A 16,011-nucleotide genomic window follows, 5' to 3' on the forward strand; every position below is an offset into this window, starting at 1 on the left:
GCAACTCCCTAAGTGGTGAGCGGGGATGCGGGCGCGGCGGCGGCCCGGTCCAGCACGTCCTCGATTCCGGTGAGCAGCCCTCGCACGTCCTCGGGCGTGGCCGCGTGGCGGTTGTACTCGGCGGTGCCGCCGATCTCGCCGTCCCGTTCCACGAGGCCGATGCAGGCGAGGGCGGCAACCGGGTCGGGGCTGTACAGCTCCAGGTGCCGGGCGGGCGGCCCGGGCAGCTGGCCGACCTCGATGCCGGGCAGGTCCAGCGGGACGGCCGGATAGTTGTGGAGGGCGAACAGGACGTTGTACGGCGGGGGTGTCCCGTCGCCGAACAGCACGTCCACGGGCAGGCGTTGGTGGGCCAGCGCGTCGGCCACCGCGGCGCGGGTGCGGTGCAGCAGTTCCCGGAAGGTGGGGCCGCCCGCGAGGTCGAGCCGGATCGGTACCACGGTGGTGAACTGTCCGACGGCCCCCTCGAGCGCTCCGGCGAAGCGGCCGGCCGCCGGGGTGCCGATCACCAGCGAGGTACGGCCCTGCCTGCGGGCCAGTACCACGGCCAGCGCGGCGAGCAGCGTCATGAACGGGGTGGCCCCCTCGGCCGCGCCCAGCTCCAGCCCGGCCCCGACCGGCCCGCGGGCGAGGTGCACCGGCACGTGGCCGCGTTCGAACCCGCCGGGTGCCCGGGGGGCGGGCGGGTCGGCGGCGAACACGGCCCGGCGGCGGGCGAGTTCGGCGGCGCCGTCGGGGCCGGCGAGCCAGCGGTGCTGCCAGTCGGCGTGGTCGGGGAGCTGGAGTTCGGGCGGGGCCGGGCCCGCGGGCCCCGCGCGGTAGCCGGCGGCCAGGTCCGCGAGGAAGACCCCGGAGGACCAGCCGTCGAAGACCGCGAGGTGGGAGGCGAGGATCAGGACGTGCTCGTCGGGGGCGAGCCGCAGCAGCCGGAAGGCACTGGTGCGGCCGCTCTCCAGGTCCAGGACGGTGGAGGCGCTCTCGGTGATCTGCAGGGCGACGCGTTCGGCCGCGGCCTGCGGGGTGAAGCCCGAGAGGTCGGACCGGGTGAGCCGCAGAACCGGTTCCTCGTCCACCTGCAGCCGGGGCCGGCCGCCGGTGGGGACGGTGAGCCGGGTGCGCAGCGCCTCGTGGCGGCGCAGCACCCCGGTGAGGGCGAGGGCGAGCCGCTCGGGGTCGAGCGGGCCGGTCAGCCGCAGTGCGTGCGAGCCGGTGGCGACGGCGGGGTGGGTGCGCTCGCGGCGCCACAGCCGGTACTGGAGCGCGGTGGGCGGGACCGGCCCCGCGCCGGAGCGCGGGACCGGGTGGGCGGGTACGGGCTGCCGGGCGGCCAGCATCAGCCGGGCGAGTTCGCGCTTCGCCTCGGGGAGCGCGGCGAGCGCTCCTTCGAAGCCGGCCTGATCGGCCATCAGGGGCCGTCCGGGTGCTGGAGGGAGCCGAGGAGGGCGGCGGCCTCTTCGTCGCTCATGTTCTCGATCTGCTCGAAGACCGCGAGCAGCCGGTCCTGTTCGCCGGCGGCCTCGGCCTTGGCGGTGCGGACCAGCTCGGCCAGTCCGGAGACGGTCGGGCGGCCGAAGAAGTCGGCGAGGGCGATGTCGATGCCGAAGAGGGCGCGGACCCGGGAGACCACGATGGTGGCCTGCAGGGAGCTGCCGCCCAGGGCGAAGAAGTCCCCCTCCACGTCCGGGTTCTGCCATTCCAGGAGCGGGGTGAGGATGTCCCGGCAGATCTGCTCCTCGACGGCGTCGCGCGGCGGGGTGCCGCCCTGCGCCGACAGTTCGGTGGGCTGCGGCAGGGCGGCGGTGTCGACCTTGCCGTGCGGGGTCAGCGGCAGCTCGTCCAGGACGACGACGACCGGGACCATGTAGCCGGGCAGCCGGCCGGCCGCGTAGGCGCGCAGGCCCTCGGCGTCGGCGACCTCGGAGGCGTACGAGCCCACCTGCTCGACGGTGACGTAGGCGGCCAGCATCCGCTCGCCCCCCGCAGCGGGCTGGGCGACCACGACGGCCTGCTGGACCGAGGGGTGCCCGGTCAGTACGGCCTCGACCTCGCCCGGCTCGATGCGGTGGCCGCGCACCTTGAGCTGGCGGTCGGTGCGGCCGAGGAAGTCCAGGTTGCCGCCGGGCAGCCAGCGGACCAGGTCGCCGGTGCGGTAGAGGCGCTCGGTCTCGGGGCCGTCCGCGTAGGGGTTGTCGGCGAAGCGGTCGGCGGTGAGGTCGGGGCGGCCCAGGTAGCCGCGGGCCACGCCGGGGCCGGCTACGCACAGTTCGCCGGGCACCCCGGGCGGGACCGGGCGCAGCCGCTCGTCGAGGACGAAGGCCTGGTGGCCCGGCATGGGGCGGCCGATCGGCGGGTTGCGGTCGTAGCTGCCGGTGCAGTCCATCAGCGTGACGGCGACGGTCGCCTCGGTGGGGCCGTATCCATTGACGAACCGGCGCTCCCCCGCGGTCCATTCGGCGACGAGCCGGCCGGGGAATGCCTCGCCGCCCACCGAGACCAGACGCAGGTCGGGCAGAGCGGCCTGGTCGAGCAGTGGCAGGAGCGCGGGCGGGAGTTCGGCGACGGTGACCGCGTCCTCGCGCATCCGCCTCTGGAGCAGGGCCGGGTCGCGGCGCTCGTCGTCGGTGGCGATGACGAGCGAACCGCCGGCCAGCAGCGTGGTGAAGATCTCGAAGACGGAGACGTCGAAGGTGAGCGGGGCGAACTGCAGGACCCGGTCCTCGGCCCGGATCTCGTACGCCTTGGCGATGGTCCGGGAGAAGTGGGTGACCGAGCGGTGCTCGATCATGACCCCCTTGGGGGTTCCGCTGCTGCCCGAGGTGTAGAGGACGTAGGCCAGGTCGCCGGGGGTGGAGGTCGGCGCGAGGGAGGGAACCTCCCGGACGGGGGCCGCCGTTCCGGTGGTCACCAGCTCCAGCGGGACGGGCAGCTGCGCGGATTCGTCGACGAGGGCGTGCCGGACCTTGGCGTCGGACAGGACGGTACGGGTCCGCTCGGCCGGGGCGGCCGGGTCGACCGGGATGTAGTGGGCCCCCGCCTTGAGCACGCCGAGCACTCCGGCCACGGCGGCCGGGCCGCGGGCCACGCACACCGCGACGGGATCGCCGTGCCGGACGCCGCGGTCGCGCAGCCGGTGGGCGATGGCCTCGGACCAGCGGTCGAGTGCCGCGTAGTCGAGCCGGGTGGAGCCGTGGCGGACGGCGACTGCGTCGGGGTGGATGGTGGCGCGCTCCCGGAACGCGCGGTCCAGGGTGGTGGTCCAGGCGGCCTCGTCGACCGGGCCGCCGCGGGACAGCTCGCGGGCGTGCCGGGACGCGGCCGGCTCCTCGACCAGGCTGATGTCACCGACCTGGAGGTCGGGGTTCTCGGCGACCTGCTCCAGGACCTGGCGGAAGGCGGCGAGCAGGGCACTGGCCGTGCCGTGCCGGTAGAGGGAGGTGTTGTATTCGAGGGAGAGTTCCAGGCCGTCGTTCTCGCCGACGAGGAAGCTCATGTCGAACTTGGCCGCGCCGTCGTGCAGCTGGTCCATGGTGAACTCGACGTCCGCGGCCTCGGCCCGGTGGGTGCCCCAGCGGCCGAGCGAGGTGAATTCGATCTGGAAGAGCGGGTGCCGCAGCGGGTCGCGCACCGGGCGGACGGCCTCGACCACCTGCTCGAAGGGCAGCTCGCTGTTGGTGAAGGAGTCCATGACGGAGGCGGCGGTACGGGTGACCAGCTCGCGGAAGGTGAGCCGGTCGGTGACCTCGGTCCGCAGGGTGATCATCTGGACGAAGCAGCCGATGACCTGCTCCAGGTCGGGGTGCGGCCGGGAGGCGCTGGCCGTGCCGACGACGACGTCCTCGGTGCGGGTCCAGTGCCGCAGCAGCGCGTTGAACGCGGCGAGCAGGGTGGTGAAGACGGTGGTGCTGTTGGCGTCGGCGAGCTCGGTCAGCCGGTCCAGCAGCTTCTGGTCCAGCGTCAGTTTCAGACCGCGCCCGTCGCCGCGGGTCTCCGGGCCGCGCGGGTGGTCGGGCAGCACCTCGGTGGCCACGGCGCCGGCCAGGATCTGGCGCCATTTGCCCGCGAGCGCCCGGCCGTGCTCGTCGTTCTCCAGCTTGGCCCGCTGCCAGGCCGCGAAGTCGGCGTACTCGACGGCGAGCCGGGGGGCTTCGGGGCGCCTGCCCGCGGCGGCCGCCGCGTAGTTGGAGGTCAGCTCCTCGGTGAAGATCCGCGTCGAGCCCGGGTCCCAGGCGATGTGGTGGACGACCCACAGCAGGACGTGCCGTTCCGGGGCGAGCCGTACCAGGTGGGCGCGGACGGGCGGGGCGGCGGCCAGGTCGAAGGGGGCGGCCGCGCAGGTGGCGGTGAGTTCGGCGAGTTCGCGGTCCGCGTCCTCGCTGCCCGACAGGTCGGTGCTCTGCACTCCGAGCACGAAGGAGGGGACGGGCTCCTGCCAGGGGACGCCGTCGATCTCGACGAGTTTGCTGTGGAGCACCTGGTGGCGGGCGACGACGGCGTTGAGCGCCTCGTGCAGGGCGGCCCGGTCGAGGGGGCCGCCCAGGCCTATGGCCAGCGCTATGTTGTTGCGGGCCTTGCCGGCGCCGAGTTTGTCGACGAACCACATCTGCTCCTGCTGGAAGGAGGAGCGGGAGCGCGGGCCGTGATCGGCGCGCCCCAGTTCGATGCGGCGGCCCACGCCGGCCGTCATCTGGTTGCGCATGCGTCCCAGCAGCCGGGAGCGCTGTCCCTGGGGCAGGCGGCCGAGCCGTTCGGCGAGATCAGACATGGTTTCCTCCGTTGCGGTGCAGGTCGGCGAGGAGAGCGGCGAGCCGGTCGGGCAGGTGCTTGGCGAAGTAGTGGCGGCCCCCGGGGATCACGGCGAGCCGCACGTCGGCCGCGTACCGGCCCCAGGCGCGGTGGCCGTTCTCGTAGCCCTCGGTCGCGTCGTCGGCGTCGCCGATGATGCAGGTGAGGGGGGTGGCCAGGGGCCGGTCGTAGCCGCCCGGGGTGCGGGCGAAGAAGCGGGCGGCCTCGGTCATGTCGTGGCGGACCATCCGCAGGACCGCGGTGAGGTCGCTGTCGTCGAGGACGCCGTCGAAGCCGTCCATGGTGGTCAGGTAGGCGACGAGGTCGTCGTCACCGGAGACCCGTTCCATCTCCAGGGCGTACTCGGGGTCCTCCTCGGGGAGGGCCGCGGCGAGGTCCAGGGCGATCGGGCGCTGCCCCATCCGCTCGAGCACGTGGGTGGTCTCCAGCGCGGTGACCACTCCGGCGCAGTGGCCGTAGACCGCGTACGGGCCCTGCACGGCGCGGGCGATCTCCCCGGCCGCGAGTTCCGCGAACTCGGGGACCGGGAGCATCGGGCCGGGGCGCAGCGGGTCGTGTCCGGGCGGGGAGACGGCCAGGAGCTCGATGTGCGGCGGGAGCTGGGCCGCGAGCGGCTGGTAGGCGATGGCGTCGCCGCCGCCGTGCGGGAAGCAGACGAGGGTGAGGGAGGTGGTGCCGGCGGGGCGTTCGGGGGTGAGCCGGTGCAGCAGCCGGTGGCCCTGCGTGCCCGCTGCGGCGAGTTCTGCCGTCCGGGCGGCGAGCCCGGCCGGGGTCGGGTTGCTGAACAGGTCGACGACGCGCAGGGCGCAGGCTCCGCCGTCCGGCAGGGCGGTGGCGACGGCGCGGACCGCACGCACGGCGGCGAAGGAGTCCCCGCCGAGGGCGAAGAAGTCGTCGTCGGGCGCCACGTCCGCGGTGCCGAGCACCTCGGCCCAGACGGCGGCGATCCGCAGGGCGACGGGGTCCCCGTCCGCGGGTGCGGTGGCGGTGCGGCCCGGCACGGGGCCGCCGGGGCGCGGGTCGGGCAGCGCACCCCGGTCCACCTTGCCGTTGGGGCTCAGCGGCAGCCGCTCCAGCAGGACCAGTTCGGCGGGCACGCAGTGTGGGGGCAGGACGGCGGCGAGCGCGGTGCGCAGGGCCGCGGTGTCCAGGTCGGCGTCCTGCTCGGGCACCACGTAGCCGATCAGCCGGTCGGAGCCGGCGGCGGTGCGGGCGGCCACGACGGCCTCGCGGACCCCGGGTCGGTCGCGCAGCGCGCTCTCCACCTCGCCCGGTTCGATGCGGAGCCCGTTGAGCTTGATCCGGAAGTCGGTGCGGCCGAGGAGTTCGATGGTGCCGTCGGCGCCGTAGCGGGCCAGGTCGCCGGTGCGGTAGAGGCGTTCGGTGCGGCCGGGCTCCAGTTCGACGTGGACGAACTTCTCCTCGGTGAGTTCGGGTCGGTTCAGGTAGCCGCGGGCCAGTCCGACGCCGCCGAGGTGGAGTTCGCCGGGCACGCCGACGGGGACGAGGCGGTCGTTCGGGTCGAGGATGTAGGTGAGCTGGTTGGCCATGGGCCGCCCGTACGGGAGCTTCGTCCACTGCGGATCGACCCGGCCGACGGGGAACTCCACCGAGTGGATGGAGGCCTCGGTCGCCCCGCCGAGCGCCACGAAGGACAGGCCGGGGGCGAAGGCGCGGATCCGGTCGGGCTGGGTGACGGGGATCCAGTCGCCGCCGAGGAACGCGGTGCGCAGCGCGGGCAGTTCGGGCCCGCCGGCGTGTTCGAGCTGGTCGACGAGGAGGCCGAGGAGGGCGGGGGCGGAGTTCCAGACGGTGACGCCGTGCCGCTCGACGAGGTCGGCCCAGTGCGCCGGGTCCTTGGCGGCGGCCGGGTCGGGCAGGACGAGCGTGCCGCCCGCGGCCAGGATGCCGAGGGTTTCGTAGACGCTCATGTCGAAGCTGGGCGAGGACAGGGCGAGCACGCGGTCCGCGGGCCCGATGCCGTACGAGCGGTTGAGGTCCAGGATGTTGTTGACGACGCCGCGGTGTTCCAGGGCGATGCCCTTGGGGGTTCCGGTGGAGCCCGAGGTGAAGATGACGTAGGCCAGGTCCCGGGAGGTGACGGGGACGGCCGGCCGGGTCGCGGGCAGCTCGGCGAGCTCGGCCCGGTCGGTGTCGAGCAGCACCTGCGCGGTGCCGGCGGGGACGGGCAGCCGGCCGATCAGCTCCGCGTCGGAGACGACGATGGGCGGTGCGGAGTCCCGCAGGAGCAGCGCCAGGCGCTCGGCGGGGTAGTCCGGGTCGAGGGGTACGTAGGCCGCGCCGGCCTTGAGGACGGCGAGGATCGCGGTGACCAGTCCGGGGCCCCGGCGCAGGCACAGGGCGACGGTCCGGTCGGGGCCCGCGCCGGCCCGGGCGAGCCGGTGCGCGAGCCGGTTGGCGCGCTCCTCCAGCTCCCGGTAGGTGATGTTCCAGCCGCCGAGTCCGCCGAGGATCACGGCGGGCGCGTCGGGCCGCCGGTCGGCGTGCTGCTCGAACAGCTCGTGCAGGCAGGCGTCCTGGGGGAAGGGGGCGCGGGTGGCGTTCCAGTCGTCGAGGGCGGCGCGGCGTTCGGCGTCGGTGAGCAGCGGCAGGGCGGACAGCGGGGCGTCCGGGCGGTCGAGCGCCCCTTCGAGGGTGGTGAGGAAGTGGCCGAGGAGCCGGTCCACGGTCGCTGCGTCGAACAGGGCGGTGGGGTACTCGACGAGGGCGCGGACCGCGGTGCCGGTGTCGTGGACGCTGATCATGAGGTCGTACTTGGTCGCGTGCGAGGAGAAGTCGATGGGCTCGGTGGCGACGCCCGCGAGGCCCGGGGCGGTGTCAGGGGTCTCGTCGAGGAGGAACATCACGGAGGTGAGCGGCGGCCGGCTCGGGTCGCGGGGCAGTCCGAGGGCGTCGACGATGAGGTCGAAGGGCAGTTCCTGGTGCGCGTACGCCTGGAGCGTGGTGTGGCGGGTGGCCCGGACCAGTTCGGCGAAGCCGGGGTCGCCGCCGGTTCTGATGCGCAGCGGCAGGGTGTTGACGAAGAAGCCGATGAGCTCGCCGAAGGCCGGGTGGTCGCGGCCGGAGACGGAAGTGCCGACGATGATGTCCTCCTGGCCGGTCCAGCGGCGCAGGGTGGCGGCGAAGCCGGCCAGCATCGTCATGTAGAGGGTGGCGCCCTCGGACTTGCCGAACTCCCGCAGCCGGGCGATGAGCCGGGGCGGGAGGTCGATGTAGCGGGAGGCTCCGGCGTGCCCGAAGACGGGCGGCCGGGGCCGGTCGGTGGGCAGGTCCACGGGGGTGGCGCCGCCGAGCTCCTCCCGCCAGAAGGAGGTGAGGTCCTCCAGCCGGTCTCCACTGACGCGGCGGCGCTGCCAGGCCGCGAAGTCGGCGTACTGGAGGGCGAGCGGGGCCGCCGCTTCGGCGGGCGCCCCGGTGCGGGCGGCGTAGGCGCGCTCCAGTTCGGTGTAGAGGACCCGCATGGACCAGCCGTCGGTGACGATGTGGTGCAGGTTGAGGACGAGGACGTGGTCCTCCTCGCCGATCCGGCCCAGCCGGGCCCGCAGCGGAACGGCGCCCGCCAGGTCGAAGGGGGCGCCCGCGTCGGCGTCGTAGAACGGCCGGACCGCCTCCTCGCCGGGCAGTTCGGTGAGCGGGAGGGGCAGCCGGTAGCCGTCGACCACGCGGGGCACGGCCTCGGTGGCGCCCTCCCGGTAGGTGTAGACGGTGCGCAGGACCTCGTGGCGGTCCACGATGTCCTGGAGGGCCGCGTGCAGGGCGGGGACGTCGAGCGGGCCGCGGATGCGGGTGGCCACCGGCACGTTGTAGGCGGGGCTGCCGGGCTGGAGCTGGTCGATGAACCAGAGCCGGCGCTGCGCGAAGGAGAGCACGGGCGGGTCGGCGGGGTCGCGGGGTGCCGGCTCGGGGTCCTCGCGTACGGCGGCGCGCCCGCCGCCTCGGCCGGTCAGGGCCTGGAACAGGGCCCGGCGGGACTTCGGCAGTGCGGCTATGCGTTCGGCGAGGGACTCGCTCACCTTGAGCCTCCGTGCGTCTTCGGGAGTGGGCGTGCGGATGTACGGCTGCGCGGACGTGCCGGTGTGCGGGGGTGCGGACGGGGTGCGGGGCGCAGTGTGGAGTGGGTGCCGTTCGGCCGGCACCCACTCCCACACCCCCGGGGGCGCCGATCAGGCGGTGATTTTGGCCTCGTCCGCGGCCGGAGATCCCTCCTCGGCGTTGTCGCCGGCGGGCATTTCCTTGATCTTGGCCACCGGACCGCCCAGCAGGGTCAGGCCTCCGACAATGGTCACGGCGCCGGCCACCGCGAGGCCGCCGGTCAGGCCGATCCCCTCGCCGAGCGCGCCGCCCGCGAAGTAGCCGAGGGACAGGGCGCCGTAGACCGCGGAGAGCGCGGTGCCGCTGACACGGCCCATCTGCTCGTTCGGGGTGACACCCTGCACGAGGCTGAGGACGTGGATGTCGAACATCGGGGAGACGAAGCCGATGACGGCCTGGACCACGATCAGTCCGACGAAGCCGCCGACCGCGCCGCCCGTCGGGACCAGGATGTAGCCGGCGCCGAGCACGACGGCGGTGATCACCAGGAGGCGGCCCACGGAGAGGCTCTTGGAGACCACCTCGGAGAGCACCGCACCGACGATCACGAAGACCGACATGACGGCGAAGGCGACGCCGACCTGGCCGGGGCTCAGGTCCAGCACCTTGTACGCGTAGACGATCAGCAGGGCGTCACCCATCGCGGCACCGAGGTTGACCACGACGTTGGCGGTGAACAGGCCGCGCAGGACCGGGTTGCCGAAGAGGGTCTTCATGCCCTCCTTCATCTCCGCCTTGGCGGATGCCTTGCGCTCCTCGGTCCGCTCGCGCACGTCCCGGTGACGGATGACGAGGAGGGCGATCAGCGAGACGAGGAAGGTGAAGGCGTCCGCGGTGATGGCGCGTGCGGCGCCGAGCAGCTGGATGAGGGCGCCGCCGGCGCCGGCCCCGACCGCTTCCGCGACGCTCCGGCTGATCTGCAGTTTGGTATTGCCCTCGATGAGGTTCTCGGTGCCGATGAGCTGGGGCAGCCAGGACTGGTACGAGACCTCGAAGAAGGTGGTGAGGCAGCCGGTGATACCGGCCACGATGTAGATGTGCGTCATGCTGACGGAGTCGAGGGCGAATGCGAGCGGAATCGTGCCGAGGGCCAGGAAGCGGCCGAGGTCGGCGACGATCATCACGGTGCGCCGCGAGACCCGGTCGGCCACCAGCCCGGCGATCGGGGCGAGCAGCAGGAAGGGGAGGAAGCGCAGCGCGCCCAGTACGCCGACCTCCAGGGCTCCGCCGTCCAGGACCACGACCGCGAGGGTCGGGAGTGCGAGGAGGGAGATCTTGTCGCCGAAGTTGCTGACGGTCTGCCCGAACCACAGGCGATTGAAATCGGAATGCCGACCGAGTGCCATGTCGACGCCCTTTTCTGATTGGGTACGGAATTGTCGGACGGCACTGACGCTATGGGCCGGGAGTTAGCGACCGGTTATGAATTCCGGGACTATAGACCGCTTGTAGACATGCGATGAGTTCCGCTGGAGAAGCGTGCGATGTCGGCGCTCTCGCGGGCGATTCCGGCGGCCACGGCGGGGGTGTGGGGCTCGGTCCCGGGGAAGGGCTCGACCTTCACCGGCGCGCCGCGGCGGCCTCCCGACCAGGTGCCGACGGCCAGCCCGTCGACCAGCACGGTGGCCCGGATCTGCCCGCCGCCGGGCCACACCCGGCGTTCGTGTTCCGCGGGCACCGACAGGTCTCGGTTGCGGTAGCCGACCAGGTAGTTGTCGTAGGCCGGCAGCAGGCGGACGTCGGGTTCGCCGGGGGTGGTGGGAAGGGGTCCGGGTCTGGTGTCCCGCAGGGAGGCCCAGGCGTTCCTGCCCGTGGTGGTCTTCAGACCCGACCAGTGGACGAAGTCCAGGGCGTCGGAGGGTCCGTACGCCGAGCGGTAGCGGCGCGCGAGTTCCCGTTCGGCTGCCGCTCCGGCGAAGGGCAGGGGGCCGGTGGCGGGCAGCCAGTCGTCGAGGAGGACGAAGGTGGCCTCGCCGTCCCGCTGCGGTCCGTGGCAGATGCGGCCGGCCAGGGCGGCGCGGCGGATCAGGTGGAAGGCGGACTGCCCCTTCGGCTCCACCCCGAGGGTGGTGAGCCGGTCGGTGAGCTCGGCGCGCGTCAACGGACCCTCGCCGTCGATCGCTTCGGTGATGAGGCGCTCGGAGCGCGTGCACAGGGATTCGTCGAGGCCGAGTTCGCGCAGGCGCCGGGCGGCGAGCGCGAGGTGGACGGGGCCGAAGAGGGCCAGCAGCCACCGGGCGTCCGCGGCCGGCACCAGCTGGAGGGTGCCGCGCATGAACCAGCCGCGGACGGCGGTGCGTTCGGTGTCGGTGGCCCGGCGCACCGCCTCCTGGGTCAGTCCGCGGGCCCGCACCCGGAGCCCGAGCTCCGCCGCGGGCAGGTCCTGGGCCTGCACGGCCAGCACCCGGTCGAGGACGGCGGCGACCGATTCCTCCCGGACCTCGCCCCCGATCGCCTGTGCGCGCGCCCTGAGCAGCCGGTCGGTCGTACGTCGTTCCACGTGTCCAGTCTTTCAGCCGAGCAGCCGCAGCCGCATCTCCTCGCGGGCCGCCACGCATCCGACGGCCCGTTCACCTCCCCAGTCCAGCAGTTGCCAGCCCCGCCAGCGGGGCGGCTCCTGCCCGTACACGGGAAGGTCGAGGCGGGCCGGCTCGTCGAGCGTGGCCACCCCGACCTTGACCAGGGACTCCTTTCGTACCCACTGGCGCAGGAAGGCGCGCTGCGGATCGTCGTCCGCCCGTACGGCGGCCAGTTCCTTCTCGCTGCAGACGGCCCCGGCCACCCGCAGGTCCGGCGGGCGGCCGTCGACCGCCTCCACGTCCACACCTACGGGGCCGCGGGCCGCAGCGGCCGCGACCCAGCCCCGGGTGTGGGCGAGGCTGACGCCCGTGCCGGGCGCCTCGACCAGTCGCGGCCTGCCGTGCGGCCGGTCGCAGCTCCCGCAGCTCTGAACGACGGTGAGGCCCTGCGCCGGGCGGCCGAGGAGCCGCCCGGCGCAGAGCCGGACCAGTGCGTGCGCGGCCAGGAAGTCGTCCCGGTCGCCGGCCGACCGGAGGGCGCCGGCCCGGTCCAGTTCGGTACGGGTCAGCAGCTCCCGTACGTCCCCGGCCGCGGCCAGCACCGCTCCGGTCGGCCCGGCCAGTGCGAGACCGGCCATCAGCGCCTGCGGCGCAGCACCGCGTAGTAGCCGGGCAGCCGCAGAGCGTCCGAGTCCGACCGGGGGTCGATCGCGTGCAGCTCGATCGCCTCGTCCTCCACGACCTCCCAGGCGTCCGCGCCGAACGCCTCGGCCAGTTCGGGTCGGGTGAAGCGGTGCGAGTGCCGTACGCCGGCCGCCTCCAGCGGGCCGACCAGGTCCTCGGCGCGGCCCCGCTTGCCGCCGACGAAGCCGAGGTAGCCGAAGGAGTTGCTGGAGTAGTCGGGCTCGTGGACGATCAGCGTGCCCTCGTCCCCCAGCAGGCGGTCGGCGACGGCGGCGAGCCGGGCCCGGGCCTCACCGTCCAGGACGTGGAAGACGCCGCGGACGAAGATGTTGTACGGCCCCTCCCCCAGGACGGCCGCCTGGTCGGCGTCGGTCATGTCGATCGCGAGGTAGTCGACGTTCGCCACGCCCTCGGCCTCGCGCCTGGCGTGCTCGACGGCGCTGGCCGATACGTCGACGCCGATGACCGAGGGGTAGTGCGGGGCGAGTTCGCGGCTGTAGCGGCCGTTGCCGCAGCCCAGGTCGATGACCGGCAGGCCGCTGTTGAAGTGGCGCTGCGCCTGCCCGAGCAGCCAGTGGAACTCCTCGCCGCTGTCGGCGTCCCAGATGACGTCGCCGCCGCGCCCGGTGCGCCGGATCCCGGCCCAGTACCGCTCCCAGGCGTCGCCGGTGTCGCGCTCCTCCGCCTGGCCGGGGGCCTCGCTCTCGTCACCGGGCGGCGGGGAGTGGCGCTCCCAGACCTCGTCCTCACCGAGGGCCTCCAGCAGGGAGGTGAACTCCTCGAACATCGAGTCGATGAGTCCGTCGGGGTGGACGGCGGGCAGGAAGTCCCAGTTGAAGGTGAGGCCGTCGGGCTTCTCGAAGACCTGGAAGTCGAGGGAGACCTGCGGGGTCTGGGAGATGCCGTAGACCGGGGCGCCCAGCTCGGTCTCCTCGTACTGCGGCGGGTGGCCTGCCAGGCTGGTCATCACCACGGGCATGGCCGGGGCGAGGGAGCCGCGCAGCTTGGTCAGCTCGCGCAGCACCTGGACCCCGCTGAAGTAGCGGTGTTCCAGGTCGGCCCAGAGTCGGCGCTGGACGGCCTGGGCCCGTCCGGCGAAGGTGCTCTCCGTCTGCTCGACGGCCAGCAGCAGGGTGGTCGTGGTGTCCGCGAGCAGCGAGTTGACCTGCGGGTGCAGCGGGAGGCGGTTGAACAGCGGGAAGTTGATGGTGAACCGGGCCTGTCCGGCGGCCCTGCCGAGGATCTCGGCGTAGGCCGCGGCCAGCACCCCGGAGGGGGTGACCTCGCGGGCGTGCGCCCGCTCCTGGATCCGGGTCCACAGCTCCGGGGAGACGACGTGGCTGCGGCGTTCGAAGCGGACCGGCAGCTCGGGGGCGTCGGCCGGGCGCTCGGGCAGCTCGGGCGCGGGCGGGAGGGTGGCGAGGCGGTCGCGCCAGTACCACTCGGAGCGGCGGTAGAGCTCGCTGTCGCGCAGCGAGTTCCCGACGGCGAGGACGTAGTCGCGGAAGGTCAGCTCCAGCGGGGCGAGTTCGGCTCCCGGTTCCACGTAGTAGGTGACGAGGTCCGGGACGAGGACCTGGAAGTAGCTCCAGGCGTCGGCGACGAGGAAGTCCAGCGAGAGGTGGATGCGGGCCCGGCCGCCGCCGAGCAGGCTGATCCGTACGTCGAACAGTGGCCAGGCGTCGGCGTCGAGGACCTGATGGGACAGCCGCTCGCGCAGCGCGGCCAGCTCGGCCTGCCGGGACGCCTCGTCGAGGCCGCCGAAATCGGTGACGGGGATCTCGTACGCCGGGATCTCCTCGAGGACCTGCTGGGTGCCGTCGGGCAGGACCCGGGTGCGCAGGGCGTCGTGGCGTTCGACGAGCCGGCGCCAGGCGCCCTCGAAGCGCGGCACGTCGAGCTGCTCGCTCTCCCACTCGAAGTAGCCGTGGCAGCCGACGTTGCCGAGTTCGACGAGCCCGCCGCGGCCGATCCACAGCGCCTGCTGGCTCTCGGTGAGCGGAAAGGGCTCGAAGCGCGCGGCGGGGTCCGGGACGATCGCGGGAAGTCCGCCGAACGAGCCGCGGCCGCCCGTGCGTTCGGTGGTGACGAGGGTGGCGAGCTCGGCGACGGTCGGGCAGGTGGACAGGTCGGAGAGGCTGAGCTCGACGCTGTAGCGGCGGCGGATCTCGTCGATCAGCTGGAAGGCCAGCAGCGAATGCCCGCCCAGCTCGAAGAAGTTGTCGTGGATGCCGATGCCGTCGGTGCGGAACGCCTCGGCCCACAGCCGGCCGAGCCCGTCCTCGACCTCGTTGCGGGGTGCCTCGTAGCCGGCGCCGACCCCGTCGCGGCCCTCCGGGGGCTCGGGCAGGCTGCGCCGGTCGACCTTGCCGTTGGGCAGGCGCGGGAGCACGGGCAGGACGACGACGGTGGCGGGGACCATGTAGTACGGCAGGGTCCGGGCGACCTCGGCGCGCACCGCGGCCGGGTCCGGGTCGGCCGCGCCGGCCGGGGACACGTAGGCGATGAGCCGCTTGTCGCCCGGGCCGCGCTCCTGGGTGACGACGACGGCCTCGGCGATGTCTTCCAGGCGGGCGATGTGGGTCTCGACCTCGCCGAGCTCCACGCGGAAGCCGCGGATCTTCACCTGGGAGTCGGACCGGCCGAGGAGCTCCACCGCGCCGTCCGGGCGGCGGCGGGCGAGGTCGCCGGTGTCGTACAGCACCGGGTGCGGGTCGTCGGCGAGGAAGTTGGGGTGGAACTTCGCGGCGGTGAGCTCGGGGCGGCCGTGGTAGCCGGCCGCGACCCCGGCGCCGGAGACGTGGAGGCGGCCGACCTCGCCCTCGGGCACCGGGCGGCCGTCCTCATCCAGGAGGTGGACGCGGAGGTTGGCGATGGGCACGCCGACCGGGACCTGCCGGGTGGCACGGACCTCCTCGGAGGTGGCCTGGCTGGTGAAGTCGGTGCCGGCGCCGAGGTCGAGGCAGGACAGGACGTTGGTGGTCTCGGTGGTGCCGTAGGTCATCACGACCCGGAAGGGGGTGTCGACGGGCGGCCAGCTGTGGACGCGCTCGGCCGTGGTCACCAGGATCCTCAGCGCGGTGTCGGCGGGCCAGGCAAGGCCCCACGCGGGCTCGGCCAGGGCGGCCACCAGCATGGTGTGGGTGATGCCCTCGCCGACGAGCCAGTCGCGGATCTGCTCGGGGGTCTGCGCCTGCCCGGCCTCGGGGATGTGGATCGCCGCGCCGGCGGGCAGGTAGGCGAGCCACTCCATGATCTGGACGGCGAAGCCGGGCGTGGACATCCAGGAGGCCCGGTCGCCGGGCCGGACCCCGTAGGCCCGGGTGGTCCAGTGCACGAGGTTGGTGAGCGCCCCGTGCCGCTCCAGGACGGCCTTGGGGGTGCCGGTGGAGCCGGAGGTGTAGATGAGGTGGCTGACGGTGTCCGGGCCGGTCACGACGGCGGGCGCGGTGTCCGGCAGGCCCTGCCCGGCCGTGGCGACCTCGGCCCGGGGGACGTCCTCGGGTATCCGGCGGCCGAGGTCGGCCGGGGTGAGGACCAGCAGCGGGGCGGCGTCCGCGATCATGGCCGCGAGCCGGTCGTCGGGGTTGACCGGGTCGAGGGCGACGATCGCAGCGCCCGTCTTGAGGATCGCGAGGGAGCCGATGACGTATTCGGCGCTGCGCGGGTAGCAGAGCCCGATCCGGCTCCCGGCGGCGGCTCCGCGGGCGATCAGCGCGTGCGCCAGCCGGTTGGTGGCGGCCTCCAGTTCGGCGTAGGTCCAGCTGCGGTCGCCCTGCGCGAGGGCGGTGGCCCGGGGGGTGCGGGCGGCCTGTTCGGCGAGGAGCTCCGGGTATCCCGTGGCGGGGAAGGCGGCGTCCGAACGGTTGAAGTCGACGAGTGCGGTGGTCAC

At 73.9% G+C, this 16,011-nt stretch carries 7 protein-coding genes; all 7 read right to left on the minus strand.

The window, feature by feature from the left end:
* Positions 1 to 8 precede the first annotated feature (8 nt).
* The 7 genes from ACWGE1_RS01965 to ACWGE1_RS01995 all read right to left on the minus strand — a co-directional run bounded on the left by ACWGE1_RS01965 (position 9) and on the right by ACWGE1_RS01995 (position 16,011).
* Complete coding sequence (locus tag ACWGE1_RS01965; RefSeq protein ID WP_453418608.1) at positions 9 to 1,406, minus strand: condensation domain-containing protein; 1,398 nt, start codon at positions 1,404 to 1,406, stop codon at positions 9 to 11.
* Positions 1,406 to 4,762 (minus strand): non-ribosomal peptide synthetase, encoded by a 3,357-nt coding sequence (locus ACWGE1_RS01970; protein ID WP_453418609.1) that lies wholly within the window; start codon positions 4,760 to 4,762, stop codon positions 1,406 to 1,408. Before ACWGE1_RS01970 ends, ACWGE1_RS01965 begins: the two co-directional genes overlap by 1 nt.
* Complete coding sequence (locus ACWGE1_RS01975) at positions 4,755 to 8,837, minus strand: non-ribosomal peptide synthetase (protein ID WP_453418610.1); 4,083 nt, start codon at positions 8,835 to 8,837, stop codon at positions 4,755 to 4,757. Before ACWGE1_RS01975 ends, ACWGE1_RS01970 begins: the two co-directional genes overlap by 8 nt.
* 150 nt (positions 8,838 to 8,987) lie before the next feature.
* A complete protein-coding gene (locus tag ACWGE1_RS01980) occupies positions 8,988 to 10,262 on the minus strand; it encodes an MFS transporter (protein WP_453418611.1) in 1,275 nt (424 codons plus the stop codon).
* An 89-nt stretch (positions 10,263 to 10,351) separates the two neighbouring features.
* A complete protein-coding gene (locus tag ACWGE1_RS01985) occupies positions 10,352 to 11,416 on the minus strand; it encodes a winged helix DNA-binding domain-containing protein (protein WP_453418612.1) in 1,065 nt (354 codons plus the stop codon).
* A gap of 12 nt (positions 11,417 to 11,428) precedes the next feature.
* Complete coding sequence (locus ACWGE1_RS01990; protein ID WP_453418613.1) at positions 11,429 to 12,073, minus strand: 4'-phosphopantetheinyl transferase family protein; 645 nt, start codon at positions 12,071 to 12,073, stop codon at positions 11,429 to 11,431.
* Complete coding sequence (locus ACWGE1_RS01995) at positions 12,073 to 16,011, minus strand: amino acid adenylation domain-containing protein (RefSeq protein ID WP_453418614.1); 3,939 nt, start codon at positions 16,009 to 16,011, stop codon at positions 12,073 to 12,075. Before ACWGE1_RS01995 ends, ACWGE1_RS01990 begins: the two co-directional genes overlap by 1 nt.

Source organism: Streptomyces sp. NPDC054932, assembly GCF_053610205.1.

Bases quoted from the DNA above. Each gene is read 5' to 3' on its own strand.
- ACWGE1_RS01965 (WP_453418608.1), bottom strand. From the start codon at position 1,406: ATGGCCGATCAGGCCGGCTTCGAAGGAGCGCTCGCCGCGCTCCCCGAG.
- ACWGE1_RS01970 (WP_453418609.1), bottom strand. From the start codon at position 4,762: ATGTCTGATCTCGCCGAACGGCTCGGCCGCCTGCCCCAGGGACAGCGC.
- ACWGE1_RS01980 (WP_453418611.1), bottom strand. From the start codon at position 10,262: ATGGCACTCGGTCGGCATTCCGATTTCAATCGCCTGTGGTTCGGGCAG.
- ACWGE1_RS01990 (WP_453418613.1), bottom strand. From the start codon at position 12,073: ATGGCCGGTCTCGCACTGGCCGGGCCGACCGGAGCGGTGCTGGCCGCG.